A 24,842-nucleotide genomic window follows, 5' to 3' on the forward strand; every position below is an offset into this window, starting at 1 on the left:
TCACTTTCTACATTCCGAAAAGTCTAAACCGAGGTGCGCCCAGCCGTCCAGAGGGGTCGCAGCGCGTCGAGGACGACAGCGGCGACCGCGCGCTTGGAGCCGGATGCCGTCGCCGTCACGAGACCGTCGCGCCCGAGCACCATCACCTCGTTCTCGCCCGCCTCGAAGCCGCGCTCCCAGCCCACCTCGTTCACGACCAGCAGATCGACGCCCTTGCGCTGCCGTTTGCGCCGAGCCCGGGCGAGCAGCTCCTCCTCGTCGCCGGCGGTCTCCGGCGTCTCCGCCGCGAAGCCGACGATCACCTGCCCCTCCCGGCGCGCACGCACCAGCCCGGCCACGATGTCCTCGTTCTCCACGAGCTCGATCACCGGGATCCCGCCCGACTCCTTGGTCAGCTTGCGATGCGCCACCTCGACGGGCCGATAGTCGGCGACGGCCGCCGCCATCACCAGCGCGTCGGCGGTCTCCGCGGCATCCGCCATCGCCAGAGCCAGCTCGGATGCGGTGCCCGCCTGTCGGATGCGGATCGACGGATGCCGCGCCCCGGCCAGCACGTCACCGGCGATGTTCGCCGCGATGAGCGTCACCTCCGCGCCGCGGGCCGCGGCCTCCGCGGCGAGCGCGACGCCCTGCCGTCCGCTGGAGCGGTTGCCCAGGTAGCGCACGGGGTCGATGGGCTCCCGCGTGCCGCCGGCCGAGATCGCGATCCGCAGACCGGCGAGGTCCTTCGGGGCGAGCAGCGCGAGCGCGGCATCCGCGATGTCCTCGGGCTCGACCATCCGCCCCGGCCCGCTGTCGCCGCCGGCGAGCTCGCCCACGGCCGGGCCGAGGATGTGCACGCCCCGATGCTGCAGGGTCTCGATGTTCGCCTGGGTCGAGGGATGCCGCCACATCTCCGCGTGCATCGCGGGGGCGATGAGCACCGGCGCCTCGGTGGCGAGCAGCGTCGTGCCGAGGAGGTTGTCGGCGATGCCCGCGGTCATCTTCGCGATCGTGTTCGCGGTCGCGGGCGCCACGACGATGAGATCGGCGCCCTGGCCGAGCGCGACGTGCCGCACCCTGGCGACGTCGTCGTGCACGCTGGTGGTCACCGGGTTGCGACTGATCGCCTCCCAGGTGGGCAGTCCGACGAAGCGCAGCGCATCCTCCGTGGGGACGACCGTCACCTCGTGTCCAGCCTTGATCAGCAGCCTGACGAGCTGCACGGACTTGTACGCGGCGATTCCGCCAGTGACCCCGACGACGATGTTCACGCTCTCGATTCTGCCTCAGCAGCCGCGCGCGCGGGTCGCCTTGACCACCTCCGACCGTGGTCATAGGCTTTCAGAACCCCGAATGCTACTTTCAGAACTCAGAAACAGAGTTCCGCATCTCGGAATGTTGACCCGCCCTCGACGAAGAGGAGACGCCCATGAGCGATTCCGCCGTGACCGTGAACGGGGTGCGTCGCGCCCTCTCCGAGACCGCGACGCACACGACGGCCCTGGACTGGCTGCGCGGAGGCGGCCTCTCCGGCAGCAAGGAGGGCTGCGCCGAGGGCGAGTGCGGCGCCTGCGCCATGCTCCTCGCGACGCCAGCGCCTGACGGCGGCACCGCGTGGACGCCGGTGAACGCCTGCCTCGTCCCCGTCTACGCCCTCGACGGGCAGGAGATCGTGACGGCCGAGGGCCTCGGAGACCCCGAGCGCCTGCACCCCGTGCAGGAGAAGCTCGCCGAGGCCGGCGGCTCGCAGTGCGGCTACTGCACCCCCGGTTTCGCGTGCAGCATGGCCGGCGAGTACTACCGCGCGGATCGCGCCGCGCCGGAAGAGGAGTGCCCCGTCCACGACGCCGAGCACGGCCCCAACGGCTTCGACCTGCACGCGCTCAGCGGCAACCTGTGCCGCTGCACCGGCTACCGCCCGATCCGCGACGCCGCGTACGCCCTCGGCGCGCCCGAGAGCGACGACCCCCTCCAGCAGCGCCTCGCACAGCCCGCGCCCGCCGCCGTCGCCACCGACGTCGAGGTCGGCGGATCGCGCTTCGTGCGACCGGCGTCCCTCGGCGACACCGTGCGGATGCTGCGCGACGAGCCCGACGCCCTCCTCGTCGCCGGGTCGACCGACTGGAGCGTCGAGGTGAACATCCGCGGCCGCCGCGCCCCCTTCGTCGTCGCGATCGAGCACCTCCCCGAGCTGCGCGCCCTCACCGTGACCGAGGATCTGGTCGAGATCGGCGCCGCCCTCTCCCTCTCGGAGGTCGAGAAGGGCCTCGACGACGCCGTGCCGCTGCTCGCCGAGCTGTTCCCCCAGTTCGCCTCCCGCCTGATCCGTAACCGCGGCACCTTCGGCGGCAACCTCGGCACCGGGTCCCCCATCGGCGACACTCCCCCTGCGCTGCTCGCCCTGGGCGCGCGGCTCGTGCTCGCGAGCGCGGGGCCCGACGGAGACGTCGTGGAGCGCGAGGTCGAGCTGTCGGAGTACTTCACCGGGTACCGGCAGACCGTCCGCCAGCCGGGAGAGCTCATCAAATCCGTGCGCATCCCCCTCCCGCTGGCGGGGGTCACCGCCTTCCACAAGATCGCCAAGCGCCGCTTCGACGACATCTCCAGCGTCGCCGTCGCCTTCGCCCTCGACATCGACGCCGGTGTCGTGACCGCCGCGAGGATCGGCCTCGGCGGCGTCGCCGCGACGCCGCTGCGCGCCACCGCCACGGAGGCCGCGCTGATCGGGCGACCGTGGAACGTGGAGACCGTGCGCGCGGCCTCCGAGGTCCTGGGCGCCGAGGGCACGCCGATGTCCGACCACCGCGCCAGCTCGGAGTACCGCTCGCTGATGCTCAACACCGCGCTGCTGAAGCTGTACAGCCGAACCGTCATCGAATCGAAGGAGGTGCCGGCATGAGCACGCTCGCCGACCGCCCCGAGAACCCCGTCGTCGGCCTGCGCGCCGCCCACGAGAGCGCCGCACTGCACGTCACCGGCGCCGCCATGTACACCGACGACGTCGCCGAGCACACCGCCGGGGTGCTCACCGCGTGGCCGGTGCAGTCCACGAACGCGCACGCGAAGGTCACGATCGACGTCTCCGGCGCCTACGAGGTGCCCGGCGTCGTGCGCGTGCTCACCGCCGACGACGTGCCGGGCCTCAACGACGCCGGCATCCGCAACGACGAGCCCCTGTTCCCCAGCGAGGCCATGTTCTACGGCCACGCGCTCGTGTGGGTGCTCGGCGAGACGCAGGAGGCCGCCCGCCTCGGCGCCGAGCGGGTGACGGTCGAGTACGAGCCGCTGCCCTCCGTCATCACGGTGCAGGACGCCCTCGACGCGCAGTCGTTCCAGGGCACGCCGCGCACCGTGCAGCGCGGAGACGCCGCCGCCGGCCTCGCGACCGCCGCGCACGTGTTCGAGGGGGTCACCGAGTTCGGCGGCCAGGAGCACTTCTACCTCGAGACGCACGCCTCCTTCGCGATCCGCGACTCGGAGGGGCAGTACTTCATCCAGTGCTCCACCCAGCATCCGTCCGAGACCCAGGAGCTCGTCTCGCACGTGCTCGGCATCCACTCCAACGAGGTCACCGTGCAGTGCCTGCGCATGGGCGGCGGCTTCGGCGGCAAGGAGATGCAGCCGCACGGCTTCGCGGCCATCGCGGCCCTCGGCGCGAAGCTCACCGGACGCCCCGTCCGGCTGCGACTGAACCGCACGCAGGACATCACGATGACCGGCAAACGGCATCCGTTCCACATCGCCTGGAAGGTCGGCGTCGACGAGGAGGGGATGCTGCAGGCGCTGGACGCCGTGCTCACCTGCGACGGCGGATGGTCGATCGATCTCTCCGAACCGGTGCTCGGTCGGGCTCTGTGCCACATCGACAACGCCTACTGGATCCCTAACGTGCACGCCTACGGGCAGATCGCGAAGACCAACAAGACCTCGAACACCGCCTACCGCGGCTTCGGCGGACCTCAGGGCGTGTTCCTCATCGAGGACATCCTCGGTCGCGTCGCGCCGCAGCTCGGCATCGACCCGCTCGACCTGCGCCGGCGCAACTTCTACCGGCAGGGGCAGACCACCCCGTACGGGCAGGTCGTCAAGGACGCCGAGCGCATGTCGACGATCTGGGACCAGCTCTCCTCCGAGGCCGAGGTCGACGCGCGCCGAGCCGAGATCGCGCGGTTCAACGCGACGAGCCCGCACGCCAAGCGCGCGCTGTCGATGACGCCGATCAAGTTCGGCATCTCGTTCAACTTCGCCGCCTTCAACCAGGCGGGCGCCCTCGTGCACGTGTACAAGGACGGCTCGATCCTGATCAACCACGGCGGCACCGAGATGGGCCAGGGCCTGCACACCAAGATGCTGCAGGTCGCCGCCACCGCCCTCGGCGTCGAGCTGCACTCGGTGCGGCTCGCCCCCACGCGCACCGACAAGGTGCCGAACACCTCGGCGACGGCGGCATCCTCCGGCGCCGACCTCAACGGCGGCGCCGTGAAGAACGCGTGCGAGCAGATCCGCGACCGGATGGCGGCGGTCGCCGGACGCCTGCTCGGCGTCGACGAGCGCGACGTGCGCTTCGGCGGCGGGTACGTGACGGCGCTGGGCGCCCCGGTGAAGAAGGTGTCGTTCGCCGAGGTCGCCAAGGCCGCCTATCTGCAGCGCGTGCAGCTGTTCGCCGCCGGGTACTACCGCACCGAGGGCCTGCACTGGAATCCGGAGATCATGCAGGGCTCCCCGTTCAAGTACTTCGCCTACGGGGCGGCGGCCACAGAGGTCGAGGTCGACGCGTTCACCGGCGCGTACCGGGTGCGCCGGGTCGACATCGTGCACGACGTGGGCGACTCGCTCTCCCCCATGCTCGACATCGGGCAGATCGAGGGCGCGTACGTGCAGGGCGTCGGCTGGCTGACCCTGGAGGAGCTGCGCTGGGACACCAGCGACGGCCCGCACCGCGGACGCCTGCAGACGCAGTCGGCATCGACGTACAAGCTGCCCAGCTTCTCGGAGATGCCGGAGCGGTTCCACGTGCGCCTGTTCGAGAACGCCCGCGAGGAGGGCGCCGTGTACGGATCGAAGGCCGTGGGCGAGCCGCCGTTCATGCTCGCGTTCAGCGCCCGCGAGGCGCTCCGCGACGCCGTGGCCGCCTTCGGACCGGCAGGCCACTCGGTCGAGCTCGCGTCGCCCGCGACACCGGAAGCGGTGTTCTGGGCGGTGCGCACGGCGCAACAGGCGGCGCAGCCCGCGCTCGCGTCCGTCTGAGGATCCGGATGGACTGGCTCGACGCCCTGCAGGAGCTGCGTGCACGACGCAGCCCCGCGGTCGTCGTGACCCTGGCGGTCGTGCGAGGTCACGCCCCGCGCAACGGCGGGGCGAAGATGGTGGTCTCCCCGGATGCCGTCTTCGGCACGGTCGGCGGAGGCAACCTCGAGGAGACGGCGATCGATCGCGCCAGGGAGATGCTGGCCGCGGGCTCCGCCGAGCCCGAGCTGCTCACGCTGACCCTGAGCGACAAGGCCGTGACCGAGTACGGCGTGCAGTGCTGCGGAGGAGAGGTCACCATGATGCTGGAGCCGATCAGGGTCGTCCCGACCGTCGCCGTCTTCGGCATCGGACATGTGGGGATCGAGCTCGCCCGCATCCTCGCCAGGCACGAGCTCGACCTGCACCTGATCGACTCGCGACCGGCGATGCTCGACGTCGCACGGCTGGGCGACCCCGGCCGCAGCGGGGTGCTCGCCGATGCCGTGGCCCGGGTGCACATCACGCACGCCCCCGTGCCGGAGTCGGCGCTGGCCGCGCTGCCTGCGGGGGCTCACGTGCTCGTCATGACGCATGACCACGTCGAGGACCTGGCCGTGGTCGACATGGCGCTGCGCACCCCGGACCTCGGCTCGATCGGCCTGATCGGCTCGGCGTCGAAGTGGGCGCGGTTCCGCAAGAGGCTCGGCGAGCTCGGGCAGACGGATGCCGACCTGGAGCGCGTCACCACGCCCATCGGCATCCCCGAGGTGGCGGGCAAGCAGCCGGCGGCGATCGCGGTCAGCGTCGCCGCACGGATGCTGCAGCTGATCGACGAGCAGGCACGGCAGAGCGGATAGCTGCGGGCCTGGCTCGGGTCTCCTGGAACTTCCTCTCGCGTCCCGCCATGCGAACGCACTGCGCGAGGAGCCGGAGCTGGCCCGCCACGACCCCTTCGACCGCTTCCTTCTCGCGCAGTCGTTCGCCGACGGGATGCCGCTGCTCACCGCGGACCACGTCCTCCTCGAGCTCGGGCGCACCTGGGTGCACGACGCCCGCGCGTAGTCCGACGGGTCGGCGCGACGGAGTCTCCCCGGCGAACGGCACTCCCTTCGGCCCCCACTGCGGATGCCTTCCGCCGTTCAGTCGCCCGAGACCTCGCGCCGGTAGCCGAGCTGGTGGCTGATCGCTTCGGTCGTCGCCAGGAGCGTGTCGAGGTGACCTCGGAGCTGGTCCAGGTCGACACGGCTCCGGAAGGCGGTGACCGACACCGCCCCCGCGACCTCGCCGGCGTGATCGCGCACGGGGGCGGCGATGCAGTTCGACAGATCGTCGTACTCTCCGTCGTCGACGGCCCAGCCGCGCTCCTGGACCCGGGTCAGCTCTCGCTCGTAGCTCTCCCGATCGGTGAGGGACCGTGCAGTGTAGGCGGGGAACGCGACGCGATCCAGGACGGTACGACGCGTGCCGCTCGGCACGTGAGCGAGAATCGCCTTCGCGACGCCCGCGGTGCTGACCACGACCTCGCCGCCGATCTCCGTGTTCAGCACGATCGAGTCCTGAGGCTCGATCTTGTCGACGTAGCGGATGCGATCGCCGTCCAGGACCGCGAACTGCACGGTGAGACGCAATTCGTCGCTGAGCGCCTTCAGGTGCGGGTGGGCGATGCCGCGCAGGTCGAAGTGCGCCATGGCCGACTTCGCGAGGGCGGCGAGACGGAAGCCGGTCCCGAACACCCCGGGGCTCGTCTGTCGTACGAGCCCGGCATCCTGCAAGGTGAGCAGCGTGCGCAGCACCGTGGTCCGGTGCACACCCAGGATCGTCGCGATGTCCCCGGCGCTCCGGGGCTCGGCGCTGCACAGTTCCAGGATGGTTATCGCGCGTGAGACGGTCGAGCTCATGTACCGATCATGCCGCTTCCGGCCCGGGGTTGCGCTGAGCGGTGACGCCGACCCGCAGGATGGCGTTCGCGAACCGCCGCGTGTCGCCGGTGACGATGCACAGCGCGAGGTCGTCCGAGCGGGTGAGCGCGGTGAACTCCGCACGCGGCACCGACCCGTGCGGCGCCGCGCCGACCGCCGACGCGGCCTCCCGTCCGACCGCTCCGAGTTCTTCGTCGGGGGCGGCCATCGAGGTGACCGCCTCGATCTCGATCGTCGCCGCCACGAGAGCGACGACGGACGGCACGAGCGGCGAGCCCGGCGCGAGGGCGAGGTGCACGACGACCGCTCTGGGGTTCACGGCCGTCGCCGATGCGAAGTGCGCGTCGGCGACGAGCACGAGCGACCCGTGTCCCGCCCGGGCGAGCGCCCTCAGCACCTCCGGGTGCGTGATCGGTGTGCGCAGCATCAGCTGAAGTGCTGTCCGCCGTTGACGTCGAGCACGACGCCGGTCGTGAACGAGGCGCCTGGCGAACTGAGCCAGGCGACCGCCGATGCGACATCGGCGGGGCTGCCGGCGCGACCGACGGGGATTCCCTGCACCGTCGCGGCCTTCGAGTCGGCGGTGGTGAAGGTGTCGTGGAAGGGTGTCGCCTCGATGAAGCCGGGAGCCACCGCGTTCACCGTGATCCCCTGCGCGGCGAGCTCCGCCGCGAGTCCGCGCGTGAAGCCGAACAGCGCCGCCTTCGCCGTGGCGTAGGCGGTCGCCCCCGCATGCCCTCCCGTGCGTCCGGCCAGCGAGGCCACCGTGACGATGCGACCGCCCTCGCGCATGAGCGGGAGCAGGTGGTGGGTCACGAGGAACACGGAGTCGACGTTGAGCGCCTGCACGCGGCGGAACAGCGGGTAGGGCATCTCGGCGATCGTCGATCGTTCGATGAGCCCGCCGGCGTTGTGGACGAGGATGTCGAGCATCCCCCTGCCCGCGACGCTGTCGCGCAATTGCCGCACCTCGTCCTCGACCGTCAGATCGACGCGGAGGGCGATGGCGTCCCGACCGTCCGGAGTTCGCAGCCGTGCGAGAGCGTCTCCGTCCGGCTCGTGGGAGCGATAGGTGACGATGACTCGCGCACCCCGACGCGCGAGCTCTTCCGCGATGGCGGCGCCGATGCCGACGCCGCCCCCGGTGACGAGTGCCGTCCGTCCGCTCAGCTCGAGCGCGCGGTCGTGTTCCTGCGTGTCTGTCATGATCATGCCTCCGATTCGGTGCGGGTGTCGTTCGGCCCCAGGGCCAATGTCGTGTCCCCCTCAGGACGGTGGCCGGCGAACAGCCACGTTCCGAGGGCGGTGAGCGCGAGAGCGCCGGCGAGAAGCAGCACTCCGGCCTTCGTCGATCCGGTCGCGTCGGTCAGCCATCCGACGACCAGGGGCGACACGAAGCCTCCGATGTTGCCCACGGCTCCGACGAGTCCGATGCCGGCGGCCGCAGCGGCGCCGGCGAAGAGGCTGGCGGACATCGAGAGCATCGGGCCGATCGCCGTGTAGATGCCGATCGCGGCGACGGACAGCGACACCATCGCGAGCCAGGGCGACACGGAGAGCGTCATGCCCGCGCTCAGCAGGCCGATCGCCGCGACGCCGAGACTGACCGCGACGTGCCAGGCGCGCTTGCCCGTGCGGTCGGCGCGTCGGCTCCACCACAGCACGAAGCACGCGGCCGCCGCGTACGGGATCGCCACCACGAGACTGCGCTGGAACGGCGGGAACTCGCCGAGCTCTCCGACGATCGACGGCAGCCAGAACGCGAGTCCGTAGATGCCGAGGACCATGCCGAAGTTCAGCAGGGCGTAGGCCCAGGCCCGAAGGTCCTTCAGCGCGGGAAGGAACCTGTGGTCCGCGGCGGTGACACGGGCGTCGTCGTGGGCGATGACGGCATCCAGGGCGTCCTTCTCCTCCGTGGTCAGCCACCGCGCGGCGGCGGGCCGGTCGGTGAGGAGGAAGGGCACCACGAGGCCGAACAGCACCGCCGGGAGCCCCTGGATGAGGTACATCCACTGCCAGCCGTGCAGACCCGCCAGCCCGTCGAGTTCGAGGAGCGCACCGCTCAGGGGCGCTCCGATCATGTTCGCGATCGGCTGAGCCAGCACGAACACCCCGAGGACGGCCGCCCGCTCGCGCACGGGGAACCAGAGGGTGAAGTAGAAGACGACGGCGGGGAAGAACCCCGCCTCGGCGATGCCCAGGAGGAAGCGGAGAACGGCGAAGGACGTCTCGTCGACGACGAACGCCGTGCCCATGGCCAACAGCCCCCAGGGGATCAGGATGCGGGAGATCCATCGCCGGGCGCCGAACCGGTGCATGCCCGCGTTGCTGGGGATCTCGCACAGCGTGTACCCGATGAAGAAGAGTCCGGCGGCGAGACCGAAAGCGGAGGCGGTGAGGCCGAGGTCGGCGCTCATCGCCTCTCGCGCGAAGCCGACGTTGTTGCGGTCGAGGTAGGCGATGAAGTACAGCACGCAGATGAGGGGAAGGATGCGCCACCGCGCCTTGCGCACTGCGCGACTCAGCACGGTCGATGGAGGACTGACGACGTTCGACATGAGGCTCCTTTGGCGCAGTGTCGATGGATGTGTGAGCGACTGTGCTCCCAATTTACGATACATCTATCGCACTAGCGGTGCAATAAATGCACTTTGTTGCGTGCGGCTCGAGCCTGAATCCTGCACTCAGAGAGATAGATCTCCACCATCCGGAATCCTGACTCCGCACTATGGACACTTCCCCGAGCCTGATCTAGAATCTCCTCAGGCCTAGGCGGGTTCTCACAACCATCTACCGGGCAACCAGCGGCGAAGACGCCGCGGATTGTGACCCGGAGGTGCTCCATGCTCGACCGTCTGCACGACTACGCCGACTGCCTGGCCGACCCCGATCGCTGGGCGATCGCCACGATCGTCGAAGTCTCCGGCTCCGTCCCGCGCCCCGCTGGGACCTCCATGGCCGTGCGGGACGACGGCCGCACGATCGGCTCGATCTCGGGCGGCTGCGTCGAGGGCGCCGTGGTCGACGCGGCGATCGGATGCCTGAACACCGGCGAGGTCGAGCTGCACTCCTTCGGCTACGCCGACGACGACGGGATCTCCGTCGGCCTGATGTGCGGAGGGGACGTGCGCGTGCTCGTGCAGCCGCTGCGCACCCTGCCCGCCGGCATCCTCTCCGCCCTCGCTCACCCGGACCGCGCCCTGCGGCTCGTGCGGGAGCTGCCGCTCGACGATGCCGCCCGCAACGGAGGAGTTCTCACGTTCGGGAGGACGATTGCGGCGGATGCCTCCTCCCGAGCGCGCGTTCTCCTCCCTGGCGACACGGCGGCGGACCTCGGCGACCGGGTCCGCGCGGCCCTCGACCTGGGCGGCGCGCACGTCGTGGAGATCACCGACCGCTCCGTTCCGGAGTGCCCGGCCGCGCGCCGACTGCTCGTCGAGTCGAGCGCGACGCCCGCCCGCCTCGTCATCTACGGGGCGAACGACTTCTCCGCCGCGCTCGCCCAGGCCGCCGCCGTGCTCGGCCGGCACGTCACGGTGTGCGACGCCCGTCCCGTCTTCGCCACCCGGGCGCGGCACCCCGGCGCGCACGAGGTCGTCCTCGCGCATCCGGCGCAGCACTTCGCCGCGGAGACGGATGCCGGTCGCATCGACTCCCGCACCGCGATCGTCGTGCTCACCCACGACCCCCGCTTCGATCTGCCCGTGCTGGACCGCGCGCTCCGGGCCGACCTCGCCTACGTCGGCGCCATGGGGTCGCGCGTGACCCACGAGAAGCGCGTGCAGGAGCTCCGCGCGGGCGGCCTCGCCGACGCGCACCTCGATCGGCTGCACTCCCCGATCGGACTCGACCTCGGCGCTCGCACCCCTGCGGAGGTGGCGGTGTCTGTGCTCGCCGAGCTGATCCTCGTCGAGACCGCCGCGCGCACCGGCCTCACCGCGGCGCCGCAGCGCAAGCTGCGCGACACCACAGGCGATGTCCACGACGCGCGCCGCGTCTGCGCGCCGGAGCCGCAGCTCGTCGCGCCGCACGGAGTCGAACTGCGCGGCGACCTGCGCGTCGACGACCCGCAGCGCCCCGCGCCGCAGCATCCCGACCCGCAGGGCGCACGAGGGCCCGGCGCAGAACCCCGGCGCACGGAGGAGGCGCTCGCATGGACGTGACGAGCGTCGACGAGGTCCTGATGTGCGCGGATCCGCGCGCATGGCGCCCCGGCGACTCCTGGCTCGCCGGCGGCACGGTCATCTACTCCTACGGCACCGACATCACCCGCGGCGCCCCGACCCGCCTGCTCGACATCACCGGCGCCGGCTGGGCGCCCCTCGCCTGGATGCCGGACGGCGACCTCGAGATCGCCGCCACCTGCCGCATCGCCGAGCTGCGCGCCCTCGCCGACGACCCGCTCCCCGGCGGCATCCCCCGCGCCCAGCTGCCGGGGCTCGACGTCATCCCGCCGGCGTGCGACTCCTTCGTCGCCTCGTGGAAGATCTGGAACGTCTCCACCGTCGGCGGCAACGTCGCCACCGCCCTGCCCGCCGGCCCCATGATCTCGCTGCTCACCGCGTGGGGCGCCACCGCCCTGATCCTGCGCCCCGACGGGCGCCGTCGCCGCGCCGCCGTCGCCGACCTCGTCGTCGGCCCCGCCAGGACGCGTCTCGGCTACGGCGAGCTCATCCGCAGCTTCCTCGTCCCCGCGGAGGCGCTGCGGCAGCGGCACGCGTTCCGTCGCCTCTCGCTCACCGAGCGCGGCCGCTCGGCGGCGCTGCTGATCGGCCGCCGCGCGTCCGATCGCTCGCTGCGGCTCTCGGTCACGGCATCCGTCTTCCGACCCGTCCTGCTCGACCTCCACGCCGACGACGGGCAGGCGAGGCGTCGACGCGCGGACCGCCCCACTCCCGCGGATGCCGCCGCCTGGCGCGCCGCGATCGACGCGGCCGCGGCGGGCACGGGCGGCTGGTACGACGACATCCACGGTGATCCGGCCTGGCGCCGCCTGATGACCCACCGTCTCGGCGACGAGATCCTCGCCGAGCTGCTCCCCGGCGCGACCGGGGTCGACGGGGCGAGAGGCCGCGTCACCGGCGATCTGCGCAGGGAGAGGACATCGGCATGAGCATCATCGAGAACAGGGTCGGCGCGGATGCCGTGGCCGACGCAGCCGTGCGCACCGCGACGCTCGACGGGCGCGAGGTCGACGTCGCCCCCGAACCCGGTCAGTGCCTGCGCACCTGGCTGCGCGACCAGGGCTCGTACGGGGTGAAGAAGGGGTGCGACGGCGGTGACTGCGGCGCCTGCACGGTGATCGTCGACGGCGACCCCGTGCACAGCTGCGTGTATCCGGCGCACCGCGCGGCGGGCCGCGACATCGTGACGGTACAGGGACTCGGCACCCCCGAGCATCCGCACCCCGTGCAGGAGCGCTTCCGCAGGGCGGCCGGCTTCCAGTGCGGGTTCTGCACGGCCGGGATGGTGTGCACGGTCGCCGGGATGCCGGAGGGCGCCGAGCACGACCTCGACCGCACCCTCAAGGGCAACATCTGCCGCTGCACCGGCTACCGCAGCATCGAGGACGCGGTGCACGGCGTCGAGAACATCGACGATCGCGCGGGCGGTGTGGGCCACGCGACGGGCACCCCCGCGGCACTCGGCGTCGTGACCGGCACGGTCCGGTACACGATGGACGTCGACCCCGACGAGCTGCCGGGCGCGCTGCTGTACGGGGCCGTGGTCCGCAGTCCGCACGCGCACGCCCGCGTCGTCCGCATCGACGCGGCACGCGCCCTCTCCTCCCCCGGTGTCGTGCGGGTGCTGACGGCCGCCGACGCGCCCCGCACGCTGTTCTCCACCGCCCAGCACGAGCTCGTCGAAGACGACCCCGACGACACGATGGTGTTCGACGACGTCATGCGCTTCGTCGGCCAGCGCGTGGCGCTCGTGGTCGCCGAGACCCAGCGGGCCGCCGACCGTGCGGCGCGCCTCGTCGAGGTCGAGTACGAGGTGCTGCCCTTCAACCTCGACCCCGAGGTCGCCGATCGCCCCGACACGCCTGTCCTGCACGGAGACAGCAACATCGTGATGCGGATGGACTCCGAGGTCGGCGACCTGGAGGCGGCACTCGCGGCATCCGCCATCGTCGAGGACCGCACCTTCCACACGCACCGCGTCTCGCACACGGCCTTGGAGACCCATGGATCGATCGCCTGGCAGGATGCCGACGGCCGCTACGTCGTGCGCAGCAGCACGCAGGTACCGTTCCTCGTGCGGCGGGCGCTCGCGCGCGTGTTCGGACTGTCGAAGGACGAGGTGCGCGTGTACACGGGCCGCGTCGGCGGCGGCTTCGGCGGCAAGCAGGAGATGCTCACCGAAGACCTCGCCCTGCTCGCGACGATGGCCACGGGCCGCCCCGTCCGCATCGAGTTCTCGCGCAAGGAGGTGCTCACGGCGACGACCGTGCGGCATCCGTTCCGCATGCGCGTGCGCATGGGCGCCGACTCCTCCGGCACGATCACCGGCATCGCCGTCGACGTGCGCTCCAACACCGGCGCCTACGGCAACCACGGCCCGGGGGTCATGTTCCACGGCGTGGGCGAGTCGATCGCCGTCTACCGGGCCGCGGCGAAGAAGATCGACGCCTCCGTCGTCTACACGAACTCCATCCCGTCCGGCGCGTTCCGCGGCTACGGGCTGAGCCAGATGATCTTCGCGATCGAGTCGACGGTCGATGAACTCGCCCGCAGGCTCGGCCTCGATCCGCTCGAGATGCGCACCCGCAACCTCATCGGCGCCGACGACGCGATGATCGCCGCGCACGAGGAGCCCGACCTCATCATCGGCAGCTACGGTCTCGACGAGTGCGTGCGAGACGTGCAGGCGGGTCTCGCGAGGAACAGGGAGGCGGATGCCGTGGCCCTCGCGCCCGGCTGGACGATCGGCGAGGGCGCCGCCGTCGCCATGATCGCGACGGTGCCTCCGCGCGGACACCACTCGCACGTCACGATCCGCCTGGAGGCGGACGGGGCTTTCGGGCTCGACGTCGGCACCGCGGAGTTCGGCAACGGCACCTCGACCGTGCACCAGCAGATCGCGGCCACGGTGCTGCAGACCACGACGAGGAGGGTGCGGCTGCGTCAGGCCGACTCCGACCTCGTCGAGCACGACACCGGCGCGTTCGGCTCGACCGGCACCGTGGTCGCCGGCCGCGCCACGCACGCCGCGGCGACCTCGCTCGCCGAGAAGCTCCGCGCCCGCGCCGCCGCCCTGCTCGGCGCCCCCGTCGACGAGTGCCTGCTCACGGGCGACCGCGTCATGCGCGGAGGGGACTCGGTCTCGCTCATCGACCTCGCCGCCGCCGGCCCCCTCGAGGCGGCCGGCTACTGGGGCGGGACCCCGCGGTCGGTGGCGTTCAACGTGCAGGGGTTCCGCGTCGCGATCGACGAGGCCACGGGTGAGCTGCGCATCCTCCGCTCGATCCACGCGGCGGATGCCGGGGTGGTGGTGAATCCGGAGCAGTGCCGCGGGCAGATCGAGGGCGGCATCGCCCAGGCGATCGGCGCCGCGCTGCACGAGATCGTGCGCGTCGACGAGAACGGCCGCGTGACCAGCGACATCCTGCGGCAGTATCACGTGCCCGCGTTCGCCGATGTGCCACGGTCGGAGATCTCCTTCGCGACGACGAACGACGTGCTGGGCCCCTTGGGGGCGAAGTCGATGAGCGAGTCGCCGTTCAACCCCGTCGCCCCCGCGCTCGCGGCCGCGATCCGCGATGCCACCGGCATCCGCCTGACGACGACGCCCTTCACTCGGGATGTGATCCACGCCGCGATCCTCGAGCGCGATGCGACGAGGGGGACGGACGGATGACGCTGCACCACCGTCACGCGATCGTGCTGGCCGCGGGGCGCGGATCGCGTCTCGGCCTCGGACCCAAGGCGCTGCTGCCCTGGAACGACGAGGTGCTGGCGACCAGGGCCGCTCGGGCTGCGGCCCTCGCCGGCTGCAGCGTCTCGATCGCGATCGGTCCCGAGGCGGCGACGGTGCGGCGCTGGCTGCGTCGGCGCTCGTCGTCGGCGATCACCGTGTACGTGCACGATGCCGAGCTCGGCATGAGCGCCTCGCTGCGCGCCGCCGCCCGGCATCTCCGGTCGGCGGGCGAGAGGCCCCATGTGGTGATCGTGCTCCTCGTCGATCAGCCGGGGGTCGGCGAGCCGGTCATCCGCCGGCTCCTCGACGCGCACAGGCCGGGTCGAGCGACAAGAGCGGCGTGGGACGGCGTGCCGGGCACCCCCGTCGTGTTCGACATCGACGACCTGTTCGACGCGGCCGACACCGCGCTCGGCGACTCCGGTGCGAGGGTGTGGATGGCGATGCATCCGCAGCTCGTCGACGACGTCGAGTGCGGAGACCTCGGCTCGGGAGCCGACATCGACGTCCCCGCCGACCTCGCGGCCTGGCCCGAGCTCGGCTGAGCCGTCCCGTCTCCCGCGCTCCGGAGCCCGTTCCGCTGCGGCTCCTCTTCCTGCAGGCGACGCCCTCCTAACGCGACGCCCTCGTGAGCGCGACGCCCCTCCCGCACGCCGACGCCCCACCTGGGCGACGTCCGCCCGGTGGGGCGGGACGACCAGACGGGGCGTCGGCAGATCAGATCAGAGGGGGCGTCGGCAGAGAAAGAGGAGGCTCAGCCTGCGAGCGCCGCCTCGATCGGACCGCGGACGAAGTAGAGCGCGAAGCCCGCCGCGACGATCCACATGAGCCAGTGCACCTTGCGGGCACGACCCGAGAGCGCGTTGATGAGCGCCCAGGAGATGAAGCCGACGCCGATGCCGTTGGCGATCGAATAGGTCAGCGGCATCGTGACGATCGTGAGGAACACCGGCAGGGCGACCGCGAAGTTCGTGAACTTGATCTCCTTGATCTGGCCCATCATCATCGCGCCGACCACGACGAGCGCGGCGGATCCGACCTCGATCGGCACCACGAGGGTGAGCGGGGTGAAGAACATCGAGAGCAGGAACAGGATGCCGACGACGACCGCGGCGAGACCCGTGCGCGCCCCCTCTCCGATGCCGGAGGCGCTGTCGACGTAGACCGTGTTCGAGGAGGTCGAGGTCGCGCCACCGGCGACGGCGCCGAGGCCCTCGACGACGAACGCCGAGCGCAGCCGCGGGAACGTGCCGTCCTTGTAGGCGAGGCCGGCGTTCTTCGCGAGCCCGGTCATGGTGCCCATGGCGTCGAAGAAGTTGGAGAACACGAGGGTGAAGACGAGCATCGTCGCCGACAGGGCACCGATGCGGCCGAAGGATCCGAGGAGGTCGAACTGGCCGATGAGGCCGAAGTCGGGGATCGTGACGAGCGCCGTCGGGATCTCCGGGATCGTCATGTGCCAGCCGCCGGGGTTCTCGAAGCTCGGGCCGAGCTTGAAGATCGCCTGCGCGATGATCGCGAGGACGGTCGAGGCGACGATGCCGATGAGGATGCCGCCGGGCACTTTGCGCGCGACGAGCACGCCGATGAGCACGAGCCCGATGAGGAAGATGAGCGTCGGGATCGAGGTGATCGATCCGCCGTCGCCGAGCTGCACGGGCGGGCCGCCGGCCGTGCGGTTCACGAAGCCCGAGTCGACGAAGCCGATGAAGGCGATGAACAGGCCGATGCCGACCGTGATCGCTGCCTTGAGCTGGGCGGGAACGGCGTTGAAGATGGCGGTCCGGATGCCGGTGGCTCCGAACAGCACGATCAGGATGCCGTTGATGACGACGAGCCCCATGGCCTCGGGCCAGGTGACCTGTCCGACGACGGACACGGCGAGGAAGGAGTTGATGCCGAGTCCCGCGGCGAGCGCGAACGGGAGTCGTGCGATGAGTCCGAACAGGATCGTCATGACGCCGGCGGTGAGGCCGGTGGCCGCCCCGATCTGCGCGCCGTTCAGGGCGTTGCCCGCGACGTCCTCGACGCCGCCGAGGATGAGCGGGTTGAGGATGACGATGTACGCCATCGTCACGAAGGTGACGATGCCTCCGCGGATCTCGCGGGCCACCGTCGACCCGCGACGGGTGATCTCGAAGAATCGGTCGAACGCGTTCTTGGGCTCGGCGTCGACCGTGGCGGTCGCTCCGGTGGCCAGGGGCGGGAGTTCCGGCGCGGGGATCGCGCCGGTCTCGGGGTCGTTGAAGACATGTGAAGACATCATCGGCTCCAGTGTTGTTGTGCGGAGGTGGTGCTCGGGTTCGCCGAAGGAGCGGCTTCCCGGTGGTCGCCGCGGGCTCAGGGGCCCGTCAGCGGTCGGTGCGCGTCGGCCTTCGGCGCGCGTCAGCGGTACGCGTCAGTAGTCGATGCGCGAGACGTTGGCGTTCCACTCGGTGAACGGGGCGACACGTTCGGCGGGGGCGAGAGCCTCCTGGCCGACGGGCATGATGGCCCGGTCCTCGGGGCCGCCCTCGAAGTAGCGGTAGAACACCGCGTCGTCGAAGCCGGCGTCTGCCGCGTCGTGGCGGTCGGCGGCGAAGTAGACCCGGTCGATGCGGGCCCAGAGCGAGGTGGCGAGGCACATCGGGCAGGGCTCGCAGCTCGTGTAGAGCGTGGCCCCGGTGAGGTCGAACGTGCCGAGCCCCTGGCAGGCGTTGCGGATCGCCGTGACCTCGGCGTGCGCCGACGGGTCGAGGTTCGCCGTGACCCGGTTGACGCCCTCGAAGACCTGTCCGTCGGCCGAGACGACGATCGCTCCGAACGGACCGCCCGCGTCGCGGACGTTCTCGGTGGCGAGGGCGACGGCCCGGGAGAGGTACTCGGCCGGAGTCGGCTGGGAGTCGATGGCGGGCGCGCTGATGCTGCTCATGAAGGCTTCCTTGCTGTCGTCGCAGTGATACGGCTTCCGGCAGGCCCTGTGGGGGTCGGCCTCGAGATATACGTCGAACCGCTAGGTTGTGCTTTCGTGACGGGCGACCATCATCGGTCGTCCAGCCAGCACCGACTGTACCCCCGTGAGGGCCGAACGTCCAGAAGTTTGTGAAATTCACATTCCGCGATGCGAAATCGTGTCTTGTGATTCCGCAGATGCGGAACTATGGTCAACGCCATGACGCATTTCCGGATCAGTGAAGCAGCCCATCTTCTGGGCGTCAGCGACGACACCGTGCGCCGCTGGGTGGGCGACGGCATCCTGCCCGCCGTTCCTGACGCCTCGGGGCGCCAGGTGGTGGCGGGGACCGACCTCGCCGCGCAGGCTCAGCGGCTCGCCGGAGAAGCGGCCGATGACGACCCCGTCCGCCGCAGCGCCCGCAACCGCTTCACCGGACTCGTGACGGCCGTCCAGATCGACGGCCTCATGGCGCAGGTCGAGCTGCAGAGCGGTCCGCACCGCGTCGTGTCCCTGATGTCCGCCGAGGCCGCCCGCGAGCTCGCACTCGAGGTCGGCAGCAAGGCGACAGCCGTGATCAAGGCGACCATGGTGGTCGTCGAGACCGAGAGAGAGAACACCCCGTGACCCGCGCCATCCGCGCCTCCGCGCTCGTCGCTCTGGCCGCCGCGGGCCTCGCCGCCCTGGTCGGCTGCAGCACCCCCGCGCCCGACGCCGCTCCGGCCTCCCCCGCGGCCACCACCGAAGCCGACGCCCTCAGCGGCGAGCTGACGATCTTCGCGGCCGCCTCGCTCACCGCGGCCTTCGACGAGCTCGCCGCCGAGTTCGAGGCGCAGCATCCCGACGTCGACGTGCTCCCGATCAGCTACGACGGCTCCTCGGTGCTCGCCACCCAGCTGATCGAGGGCGCCACGGCCGACGTCTTCGCCTCGGCCGATGAGAAGAACCTCGCCAAGGTCACCGACGCGGGGCTCGCCGGGTCCGGTGAGGCGTTCGCGACGAACGTGCTGCAGATCGCCGTCGCCCCTGGCGACCCGACGCGCGTCGAGACCCTCGCAGATCTCGCCGACCCCGCCCTCACCGTGGTCGTGTGCGCGGCCGAGGTGCCGTGCGGCAGCGCCTCGCGCACTCTGCTCGACGCCGCGGGCGTGACGCTGACCCCGGCCAGCGAGGAGCAGAACGTGACAGCCGTGCTGTCCAAGGTGAAGTCGGGCGAGGCCGACGCGGGGCTCGTGTACGCGACCGATGTGAAGGCCGCGGGCGACGCGGTGACCGGCATCGCGATCGACGGCGCGGATGCCGCGACCAACGTCTACCCGATCGCCGCTCTGAAGGGCACGAAGAATCCGGAGGCCGCGAAGGCGTTCGTCGACTTCGTGCTGTCGGATGCCGGACAGAAGGTGCTCACGACCCTCGGCTTCGGCGCTCCGTGAGCGGCGACGACGAAGGGCGGCGCGGCGGCATCCATCGACGGGTGCCGCCCTGGCTCTGGGTGCCGGCCGTGCTCGGCGCCCTCGTGCTGACGCTGCCCTTCGTCGCCCTCCTGATCCGCCTGGACTGGACGGCCGTGCCCGCGGCGATCACCGCACCGGCGGCCCTGCAGGCCCTCGGCCTTTCGCTGTCCACCGCGGCGGTCGCGACCACCGTGTGCGTGCTGCTCGGCGTGCCGCTCGCCCTCGTGATCGCGCGCAGCTCGGGCGCCCTCGCCGCGGTCCTGCGCACCCTGACCACGCTGCCGCTGGTGCTGCCGCCCCTCGTCGGCGGCATCGCGCTGCTGTCGCTCCTCGGCCGCAACGGGCTTCTCGGCGGCGCTCTCGCGGTGCTCGGCATCCGCATCCCGTTCACGACCGCCGCGGTCGTGATCGCGCAGGTCTTCGTGGCGCTGCCGTTCCTCGTGATCTCGGTCGAGGGGGCGCTGCGCGCCGTCGGCACGGGGCACGAGGCGGTCGCCGCGAGCCTGGGCGCTCGCCCGCTGACCGTGTTCCGCCGGGTGACCCTGCCGCTCGCCGCACCGGGTCTCATCGCAGGCGCCGTGCTCTGCTTCGCGCGGGCGATGGGCGAGTTCGGGGCCACCGCCCTGTTCGCCGGCAACGCGCCCGGTGTGACCAGGACCATGCCGCTCGCGATCTACACGGCGTTCAACGGAGCGGGCGTGCAGGAGGACACCGCGATCGCGCTGTCGCTGCTGCTGATCCTCGTGGCGGTGGCCGTGCTCCTGCTGATGCGCGGCTGGCGAGCGGATGCCGTGCGATGACCCTCGACGTCGACATCACGGCTCGGGCCGGAGCCTTCCGCGTGGCTGCGGCGTTCGCCGTCGCGCCGGGCGAGGCGCTGGCGCTGCTCGGGCCCAACGGCGCGGGCAAGTCCACGCTGCTCGCGGCCATCGCCGGTTACGCTCCGCACGCCGAGGGCACGATCGCGTTGAACGGCTCGCCGATCGCCGCGTCGACTCCCCCGGAGCGGCGACGGATCGGCCTGCTGGGTCAGCGCGCGCTGCTGTTCCCCCACCTCACGGCCCTGGAGAACGTCGCCTTCGGTCCGCGCGCCCAGGGGGTTCCCGCTCCCGCGGCACGGCGCCGAGCGCTCGTGCACCTCGACGAGGTCGGCCTGCACGACATCGCGGGGCGCCGCCCTGCGGAGCTCTCCGGAGGCCAGCAGCAGCGCGTGGCCCTCGCGCGCGCCCTCGCTGCGGACCCGCTCGCGCTGCTGCTCGACGAGCCCTTCGCCTCCCTCGACGCCGAGACGGGTACGCAGGCCCGCCGGCTGGTCACGCAGTTGCGCGACCGCCTCGGCATCCCGATCGTGATCGTGACGCACGATCCGCTCGACGCGGTGATGCTGGCCGCGCGCACCGTCGTGATCGACGAGGGGCGCGTCGTGCAGCACGGGCCGACCGCCGAGGTGCTCGGTCATCCGCGTTCGCGCTTCGCCGCGGCCATCGCCGGGGTGAACCTCATCACGGGATCCGGTGCGACCGGGAACGCCCTGCAGGCCGAGAGCGGCCTCCGCCTCATCGGCCACGGCGACGCGCTCGCGGTCGGCGAGGCGGGATCGGCGGTGTTCGCCCCCTCGTCGGTGCGGATCTCGGCGGATGCCGGCACGGCCCCGCCCCCGAGAGAGAACTCCTGGCTCGGGACGGTCGCGGTCATGGAGGCCGTCGCCGGCGGCGTGCGCCTGTTCACCGCCGAGCATCCGCAGCTGGCGGTGGACTGCCCGTCCGGGACCGCCGCAGCCCTCGGCATCCGCCCCGGTGCGGCCCTCGCGTTCCGCGTCGATGCCGCCGATGTCTCCCTGCGGCGCGACGCGGATGCCCCCGCCTGAGCATCCGTCGCCGCCCCGCGGTGCGGACGGCGGTGAACGCCACCGGAACGACCGGGGGCGGGAGAGGCACTCCCGGCATCCGGTGCTACCGTAGCCACTCGAAAGGGTGGACGATGAGGATCACGCCGTCTCACGGAACCGGTGCAGGCACCGCCGGAGCGCTGCGCCTGCCCTCCGTCGGCCTCCTCGACGCCCGTGATCGTCCGCTGCGCGATCTGCGCATCTCGGTGACCGATCGCTGCAACTTCCGCTGCGTGTACTGCATGCCGCGTGCCGTGTTCGGGCGGGACTACGCCTTCCTCGACCGCGACGAGCTGCTGAGCTTCGACGAGATCGAGCATCTCTCGCGGATCGCCGTCGACCACGGCGTCCGCAAGCTGCGGCTGACCGGCGGGGAGCCCCTGCTGCGCCGCGGCATCGAGGAACTCATCTCCCGCCTCTCGGCGCTGCGGACGCCGGACGGCGACAGGGTCGAGATCGCACTGACCACGAACGGCTCCGCCCTCGCCGCGAAGGCGCAGGCGCTCAAGGACGCGGGGCTCGACCGGCTCACCGTCTCGGTCGACACGCTCGACGACGAGCTGTTCCAGCGCATGAACGACGTCCGCTTCCCCGTGTCACGGGTGCTGGAGGGCATCGGGGCCGCGCGGGCGGCGGGCATCGGCCCCATCAAGATCAACATGGTCGTCAAGCGAGGGCTCAACGACGGCGAGATCGAGGCGATGGCCGCCCGCTTCAAGGACACCCCGTACACGCTGCGGTTCATCGAGTACATGGATGTCGGGACCTCGAACGGCTGGGAGCTGGACGAGGTGGTCTCGGCGGCCGAGATCGTGGAGCGCATCGGCGCGCTGTTCCCGCTCGAGCCGGTGGGAGCCAGGGCCACGGGCGAGACCGCGAAGCGGTGGCGCTACGCCGACGGCTCGGGCGAGATCGGGATCATCTCCTCGGTCACCAACACGTTCTGCGGCACCTGCAACCGCGCACGGATCTCGACCGAGGGACGGCTCTTCACCTGCCTGTTCGCGACCGAGGGGCACGACCTGCGCGCACTGCTCCGCGGCGGCGCGTCGGACGACGAGCTGTCCGCGGCGATGGCGGGCATCTGGGCCGCGCGCGACGACCGCTACTCCGAGATCCGCGCCGACCTCACCCCCGAGCTGCGCGCCGCACGCCAGCGCATCGAGATGAGCTACATCGGCGGCTGACCGCCCTCGCCCCGGTCGTCGAGTGAGCGCAGCGAGACGACACGCCCCACCCCCAGCCCCCGGTCGTTGAGCGAGCGCAGCGAGACGACACGCAGACGCGGCACGCGCAGCCCCGCGTCGTACAGCTGACACGACGTTTCGTCTCGTCGCTGCGCTCCTCGCTCAACGACCATGGGGCGGGAAGCCGCACGACCGACGCAGCGTTTCGTCTCGTCGCTGCGCTCCTCGCACAACGACCACAGGGGAAGCCGCTGGTGGTCAGAGGCCGACCCACTCGGAGACGCCGTCGTCGTAGTGCTGGCGCTTCCAGATGGGCACGCCGCGCTTGATCTCCTCGACCAGGCGCTCGCACGCCTCGAACGCGGCGGCCCTGTGGCCGGCGGATGCCGCCGCGAACAGCGCGATGTCTCCGATGCGCAGATCGCCGATGCGGTGCACCGCCGCCACCCTCATCCCGGTCTCGGATGCCGTGCGCTCGACGATCTCGCGCAGGAACCGCTCGGCGTCGGGGTGCGCCCGATAGTCCAGCGCGCGCACCGCCCGTCCGCCGTCGTGGTCGCGCACCACGCCGCAGAACATCACGACCGCGCCGTCGGCGTCTCCGCCCACGGCGCCGCGGACGGCCGCCTCGTCGATCGGCTCGTCGGTGATCAGGGCGAAGGTCATGCGGGAACTCCTTCTCCGCGCGCGGCGGACGTGTCTGTCAGGCGGTCGGCGTCGCCGACGACCTCTCCGCCGATCTCGACGTACGAGCGGATGCCGCCCACGACGTGGACCGCGTCGAATCCGCGTTCGCGCAGCGCCGCAGCGGCCCGGCGGGAGCGCGGATCCTTCTCGCAGTAGACCACGACGGGCAGGGCGGTCTCCGGGCTCTCCCCCGCGTCGATCCGTCCGACCGGGAGGAGGCTCCCTCCGGGGATCCGACGCAGCGCGGCCTCCTCGGCCTCGCGGACGTCGAGCAGCAGCATCCGCTCCCCCGCCCGCCGCCTGCGCAGGAGCTCGGCCGCGGAGATCGAGGCGCCGGGGTCGGGTGCCGTGCCGCACAGGACCTCGTAGTCGTCGAGCCCCGTGAGCTCCTCGCGCGTCTCGTCGACCGCGTAGGCGATCTCCCGGGTGCGGGCGGTGAGCGCGTCGTAGAACAGCACGCGGCCGAGCAGCGGCTCTCCGACGCCGGTGATCAGCTTGACGACCTCGGTCGCCATGAGCGATCCGATGGCCGTGCACAGGCTGGGCAGCACTCCGCCGAGCTCGCACGAGAGCGCCTCGTCGGCCGGGGGCGGCGCGGGGAACAGGTCGCGGAACGTCGGGCCGTGCCCCTTCCACGCGATGCCCACCTGACCGTGGAAGCGCAGGATCGACCCCCACACCAGGGGCTTCCCCGCGAGCTCCGCGGCGTCGTTCGCGAGGTAGCGGGTGGCGAAGTTGTCGCTCCCGTCGACGAGCAGGTCGTAGTCGGCGAGGAGTCCGGGGAGGTTCGCCGCCACCGCCCGCTCGCGGTGCCGGTGCACGGTGCAGGCGGGGTCGATCGCCCGCACGGTCTCGGCCAGCGAGTCGACCTTCGCCCGACCGATGTCGGCCACGCCGTGGCTGAGTTGGCGGTGCAGGTTGGAGAGCTCGACGAGGTCGTCGTCGACGATGCCGATCGTGCCGACGCCGGCTCCGGCGAGCGCGGGGACGAGGGCGCTCCCCAGGCCGCCCGCGCCGATCACCAGGACGCGGGATGCGGCGAGCCGTCGCTGCGCCGTCTCGCCGAAGCCGGGCAGCATGAGCTGACGGCTGTACCGGGTGATGCGGTCGGGCTCCAGCGCCGGCCCCGGTTCGATGAGCCCAGAACGGACGAACTCTGTGTCGACGGGCGGAGTCATGCCGAGAGTCTACGACGGGGCATCGATGTCCGCCCTTCGCTCGCCCGCTCATGTCGGCTGCTCGGTTAGGCTCGTCCCGGGGTCGGCAAGCGGGCCCGTGGATCCGGGGGGATGCAAGATGATGGATGGCTGGTCGGTGGCGCCGGATCAGGTGGTCGGGGTGCTGGCGGCGGTGGATCGCGAGGGCGAGCCGTTGGAGGCGATGGTGATCGCTGCGAGCGACCTGCTCGCCCGAAAGGCCGATCTCGTCGCCGGTGGACGCTCGGTGCTGTCTGATGCATGGAGCGACTTTCTCGATCTGCGTTCGCTGATACCGGGAAAAGCGATCGACGTGATCGCCTCGTCGGCGCAGGCGATCGTGGAGGGAACGACGGCGATCGCCGCGGGCGACGATGAGATGGCTGCGGAGTGGCAGGCCAAGAACTCGCAGTCCTTCGTCGACGGCTGGGGTTCGATGTGACCTCGT

General features: G+C 71.6%; 23 protein-coding genes. 13 read left to right on the plus strand and 10 right to left on the minus strand.

Translation table 11 applies throughout. The features are described from left to right. Positions 1–23 precede the first annotated feature (23 nt). A complete protein-coding gene (gene coaBC, locus ACFY5A_RS03675; protein WP_387231870.1) occupies positions 24–1,253 on the minus strand; it encodes a bifunctional phosphopantothenoylcysteine decarboxylase/phosphopantothenate--cysteine ligase CoaBC in 1,230 nt (409 codons plus the stop codon). Positions 1,254–1,411: 158 nt separating this feature from the next. Between coaBC and ACFY5A_RS03680 the strand changes: the two genes are divergently transcribed. The 3 genes from ACFY5A_RS03680 to xdhC are packed head-to-tail and all read left to right on the plus strand — an operon-like array spanning position 1,412 to position 6,068. Further along, the gene (locus ACFY5A_RS03680) at positions 1,412–2,881 is read left to right on the plus strand and encodes a xanthine dehydrogenase small subunit (RefSeq protein WP_387231872.1); all 1,470 of its coding nucleotides are present in this window, start codon (positions 1,412–1,414) and stop codon (positions 2,879–2,881) included. Further along, the gene (xdhB, locus tag ACFY5A_RS03685) at positions 2,878–5,229 is read left to right on the plus strand and encodes a xanthine dehydrogenase molybdopterin binding subunit (protein WP_387231874.1); all 2,352 of its coding nucleotides are present in this window, start codon (positions 2,878–2,880) and stop codon (positions 5,227–5,229) included. The genes ACFY5A_RS03680 and xdhB overlap by 4 nt, the downstream gene beginning before the upstream one ends. Before the next feature lie 8 nt (positions 5,230–5,237). After that, positions 5,238–6,068: a xanthine dehydrogenase accessory protein XdhC gene (gene xdhC, locus ACFY5A_RS03690; RefSeq protein ID WP_105676230.1), complete on the plus strand. Its 831-nt coding sequence runs from the start codon at positions 5,238–5,240 to the stop codon at positions 6,066–6,068. A 282-nt stretch (positions 6,069–6,350) separates the two neighbouring features. Here xdhC and ACFY5A_RS03695 read toward each other — a convergent pair whose 3' ends face one another. From ACFY5A_RS03695 to ACFY5A_RS03710, 4 genes are read right to left on the minus strand one after another with little or no spacing between them, the layout of a single operon-like run. Beyond that, the gene (locus ACFY5A_RS03695) at positions 6,351–7,109 is read right to left on the minus strand and encodes an IclR family transcriptional regulator (protein WP_341941051.1); all 759 of its coding nucleotides are present in this window, start codon (positions 7,107–7,109) and stop codon (positions 6,351–6,353) included. A gap of 7 nt (positions 7,110–7,116) precedes the next feature. Beyond that, positions 7,117–7,557 (minus strand): RbsD/FucU domain-containing protein, encoded by a 441-nt coding sequence (locus tag ACFY5A_RS03700; protein WP_341941050.1) that lies wholly within the window; start codon positions 7,555–7,557, stop codon positions 7,117–7,119. Next, the gene (locus tag ACFY5A_RS03705; protein ID WP_387231877.1) at positions 7,557–8,336 is read right to left on the minus strand and encodes an SDR family NAD(P)-dependent oxidoreductase; all 780 of its coding nucleotides are present in this window, start codon (positions 8,334–8,336) and stop codon (positions 7,557–7,559) included. The genes ACFY5A_RS03700 and ACFY5A_RS03705 overlap by 1 nt, the downstream gene beginning before the upstream one ends. Before the next feature lie 2 nt (positions 8,337–8,338). Further along, positions 8,339–9,688, minus strand: a complete 1,350-nt coding sequence (locus tag ACFY5A_RS03710; RefSeq protein WP_387231879.1) for an MFS transporter — start codon at positions 9,686–9,688, stop codon at positions 8,339–8,341. A 285-nt stretch (positions 9,689–9,973) separates the two neighbouring features. On the opposite strand from ACFY5A_RS03710, the gene ACFY5A_RS03715 reads away from it, so the two are divergent. The 4 genes from ACFY5A_RS03715 to ACFY5A_RS03730 are packed head-to-tail and all read left to right on the plus strand — an operon-like array spanning position 9,974 to position 15,595. Continuing rightward, positions 9,974–11,293, plus strand: a complete 1,320-nt coding sequence (locus ACFY5A_RS03715; RefSeq protein WP_387231881.1) for an XdhC family protein — start codon at positions 9,974–9,976, stop codon at positions 11,291–11,293. Continuing rightward, entirely contained in the window at positions 11,284–12,243 is a 960-nt protein-coding gene (locus tag ACFY5A_RS03720) for an FAD binding domain-containing protein (RefSeq protein ID WP_387231883.1), read from the plus strand. The genes ACFY5A_RS03715 and ACFY5A_RS03720 overlap by 10 nt, the downstream gene beginning before the upstream one ends. Continuing rightward, the gene (locus tag ACFY5A_RS03725) at positions 12,240–14,990 is read left to right on the plus strand and encodes a molybdopterin-dependent oxidoreductase (protein WP_387231885.1); all 2,751 of its coding nucleotides are present in this window, start codon (positions 12,240–12,242) and stop codon (positions 14,988–14,990) included. The genes ACFY5A_RS03720 and ACFY5A_RS03725 overlap by 4 nt, the downstream gene beginning before the upstream one ends. After that, positions 14,987–15,595 (plus strand): NTP transferase domain-containing protein, encoded by a 609-nt coding sequence (locus ACFY5A_RS03730; RefSeq protein WP_341941044.1) that lies wholly within the window; start codon positions 14,987–14,989, stop codon positions 15,593–15,595. The genes ACFY5A_RS03725 and ACFY5A_RS03730 overlap by 4 nt, the downstream gene beginning before the upstream one ends. Before the next feature lie 209 nt (positions 15,596–15,804). On the opposite strand, the gene ACFY5A_RS03735 is transcribed toward ACFY5A_RS03730, so the two are convergent. Next, complete coding sequence (locus ACFY5A_RS03735) at positions 15,805–17,316, minus strand: NCS2 family permease (protein WP_105676212.1); 1,512 nt, start codon at positions 17,314–17,316, stop codon at positions 15,805–15,807. A gap of 132 nt (positions 17,317–17,448) precedes the next feature. Then, the gene (locus ACFY5A_RS03740) at positions 17,449–17,961 is read right to left on the minus strand and encodes a nucleoside deaminase (RefSeq protein WP_105676210.1); all 513 of its coding nucleotides are present in this window, start codon (positions 17,959–17,961) and stop codon (positions 17,449–17,451) included. 240 nt (positions 17,962–18,201) lie between these two features. Between ACFY5A_RS03740 and ACFY5A_RS03745 the strand changes: the two genes are divergently transcribed. From ACFY5A_RS03745 to moaA, 5 genes are all read left to right on the plus strand, one after another. Further along, the gene (locus ACFY5A_RS03745) at positions 18,202–18,609 is read left to right on the plus strand and encodes a molybdopterin-binding protein (protein WP_387231888.1); all 408 of its coding nucleotides are present in this window, start codon (positions 18,202–18,204) and stop codon (positions 18,607–18,609) included. After that, on the plus strand, positions 18,606–19,415 hold the full coding sequence (gene modA / locus ACFY5A_RS03750; RefSeq protein ID WP_387231890.1) for a molybdate ABC transporter substrate-binding protein: 810 nt from the start codon (positions 18,606–18,608) through the stop codon (positions 19,413–19,415). Before ACFY5A_RS03745 ends, modA begins: the two co-directional genes overlap by 4 nt. After that, entirely contained in the window at positions 19,412–20,236 is an 825-nt protein-coding gene (locus ACFY5A_RS03755) for an ABC transporter permease (protein ID WP_341941042.1), read from the plus strand. The genes modA and ACFY5A_RS03755 overlap by 4 nt, the downstream gene beginning before the upstream one ends. Continuing rightward, positions 20,233–21,303, plus strand: coding sequence for a sulfate/molybdate ABC transporter ATP-binding protein (locus ACFY5A_RS03760; protein ID WP_387231892.1), 1,071 nt, complete (start codon positions 20,233–20,235; stop codon positions 21,301–21,303). Before ACFY5A_RS03755 ends, ACFY5A_RS03760 begins: the two co-directional genes overlap by 4 nt. A 113-nt stretch (positions 21,304–21,416) precedes the next feature. Further along, positions 21,417–22,511 (plus strand): GTP 3',8-cyclase MoaA, encoded by a 1,095-nt coding sequence (gene moaA / locus ACFY5A_RS03765; protein ID WP_387231894.1) that lies wholly within the window; start codon positions 21,417–21,419, stop codon positions 22,509–22,511. On the opposite strand, the gene ACFY5A_RS03770 is transcribed toward moaA, so the two are convergent. The 3 genes from ACFY5A_RS03770 to ACFY5A_RS03780 form a co-directional block, all read right to left on the minus strand. Further along, the gene (locus ACFY5A_RS03770; RefSeq protein WP_387231896.1) at positions 22,496–22,684 is read right to left on the minus strand and encodes a hypothetical protein; all 189 of its coding nucleotides are present in this window, start codon (positions 22,682–22,684) and stop codon (positions 22,496–22,498) included. The two genes, moaA and ACFY5A_RS03770, sit on opposite strands and share 16 nt — an antisense overlap. 85 nt (positions 22,685–22,769) lie before the next feature. Then, a complete protein-coding gene (locus tag ACFY5A_RS03775) occupies positions 22,770–23,177 on the minus strand; it encodes a molybdenum cofactor biosynthesis protein MoaE (RefSeq protein WP_387231898.1) in 408 nt (135 codons plus the stop codon). Beyond that, positions 23,174–24,376, minus strand: coding sequence for a ThiF family adenylyltransferase (locus tag ACFY5A_RS03780; RefSeq protein ID WP_341941038.1), 1,203 nt, complete (start codon positions 24,374–24,376; stop codon positions 23,174–23,176). The genes ACFY5A_RS03775 and ACFY5A_RS03780 overlap by 4 nt, the downstream gene beginning before the upstream one ends. Before the next feature lie 118 nt (positions 24,377–24,494). Here ACFY5A_RS03780 and ACFY5A_RS03785 point away from each other — a divergent pair, with 118 nt between their 5' ends. After that, entirely contained in the window at positions 24,495–24,836 is a 342-nt protein-coding gene (locus ACFY5A_RS03785) for a DUF6507 family protein (RefSeq protein WP_341941037.1), read from the plus strand. Positions 24,837–24,842 lie beyond the last annotated feature (6 nt).

Origin of the sequence: Microbacterium sp. NPDC012755 (assembly GCF_042901325.1) — a bacterium.
In the GTDB taxonomy this organism is placed as follows: Bacteria; Actinomycetota; Actinomycetes; order Actinomycetales; family Microbacteriaceae; genus Microbacterium; species Microbacterium natoriense.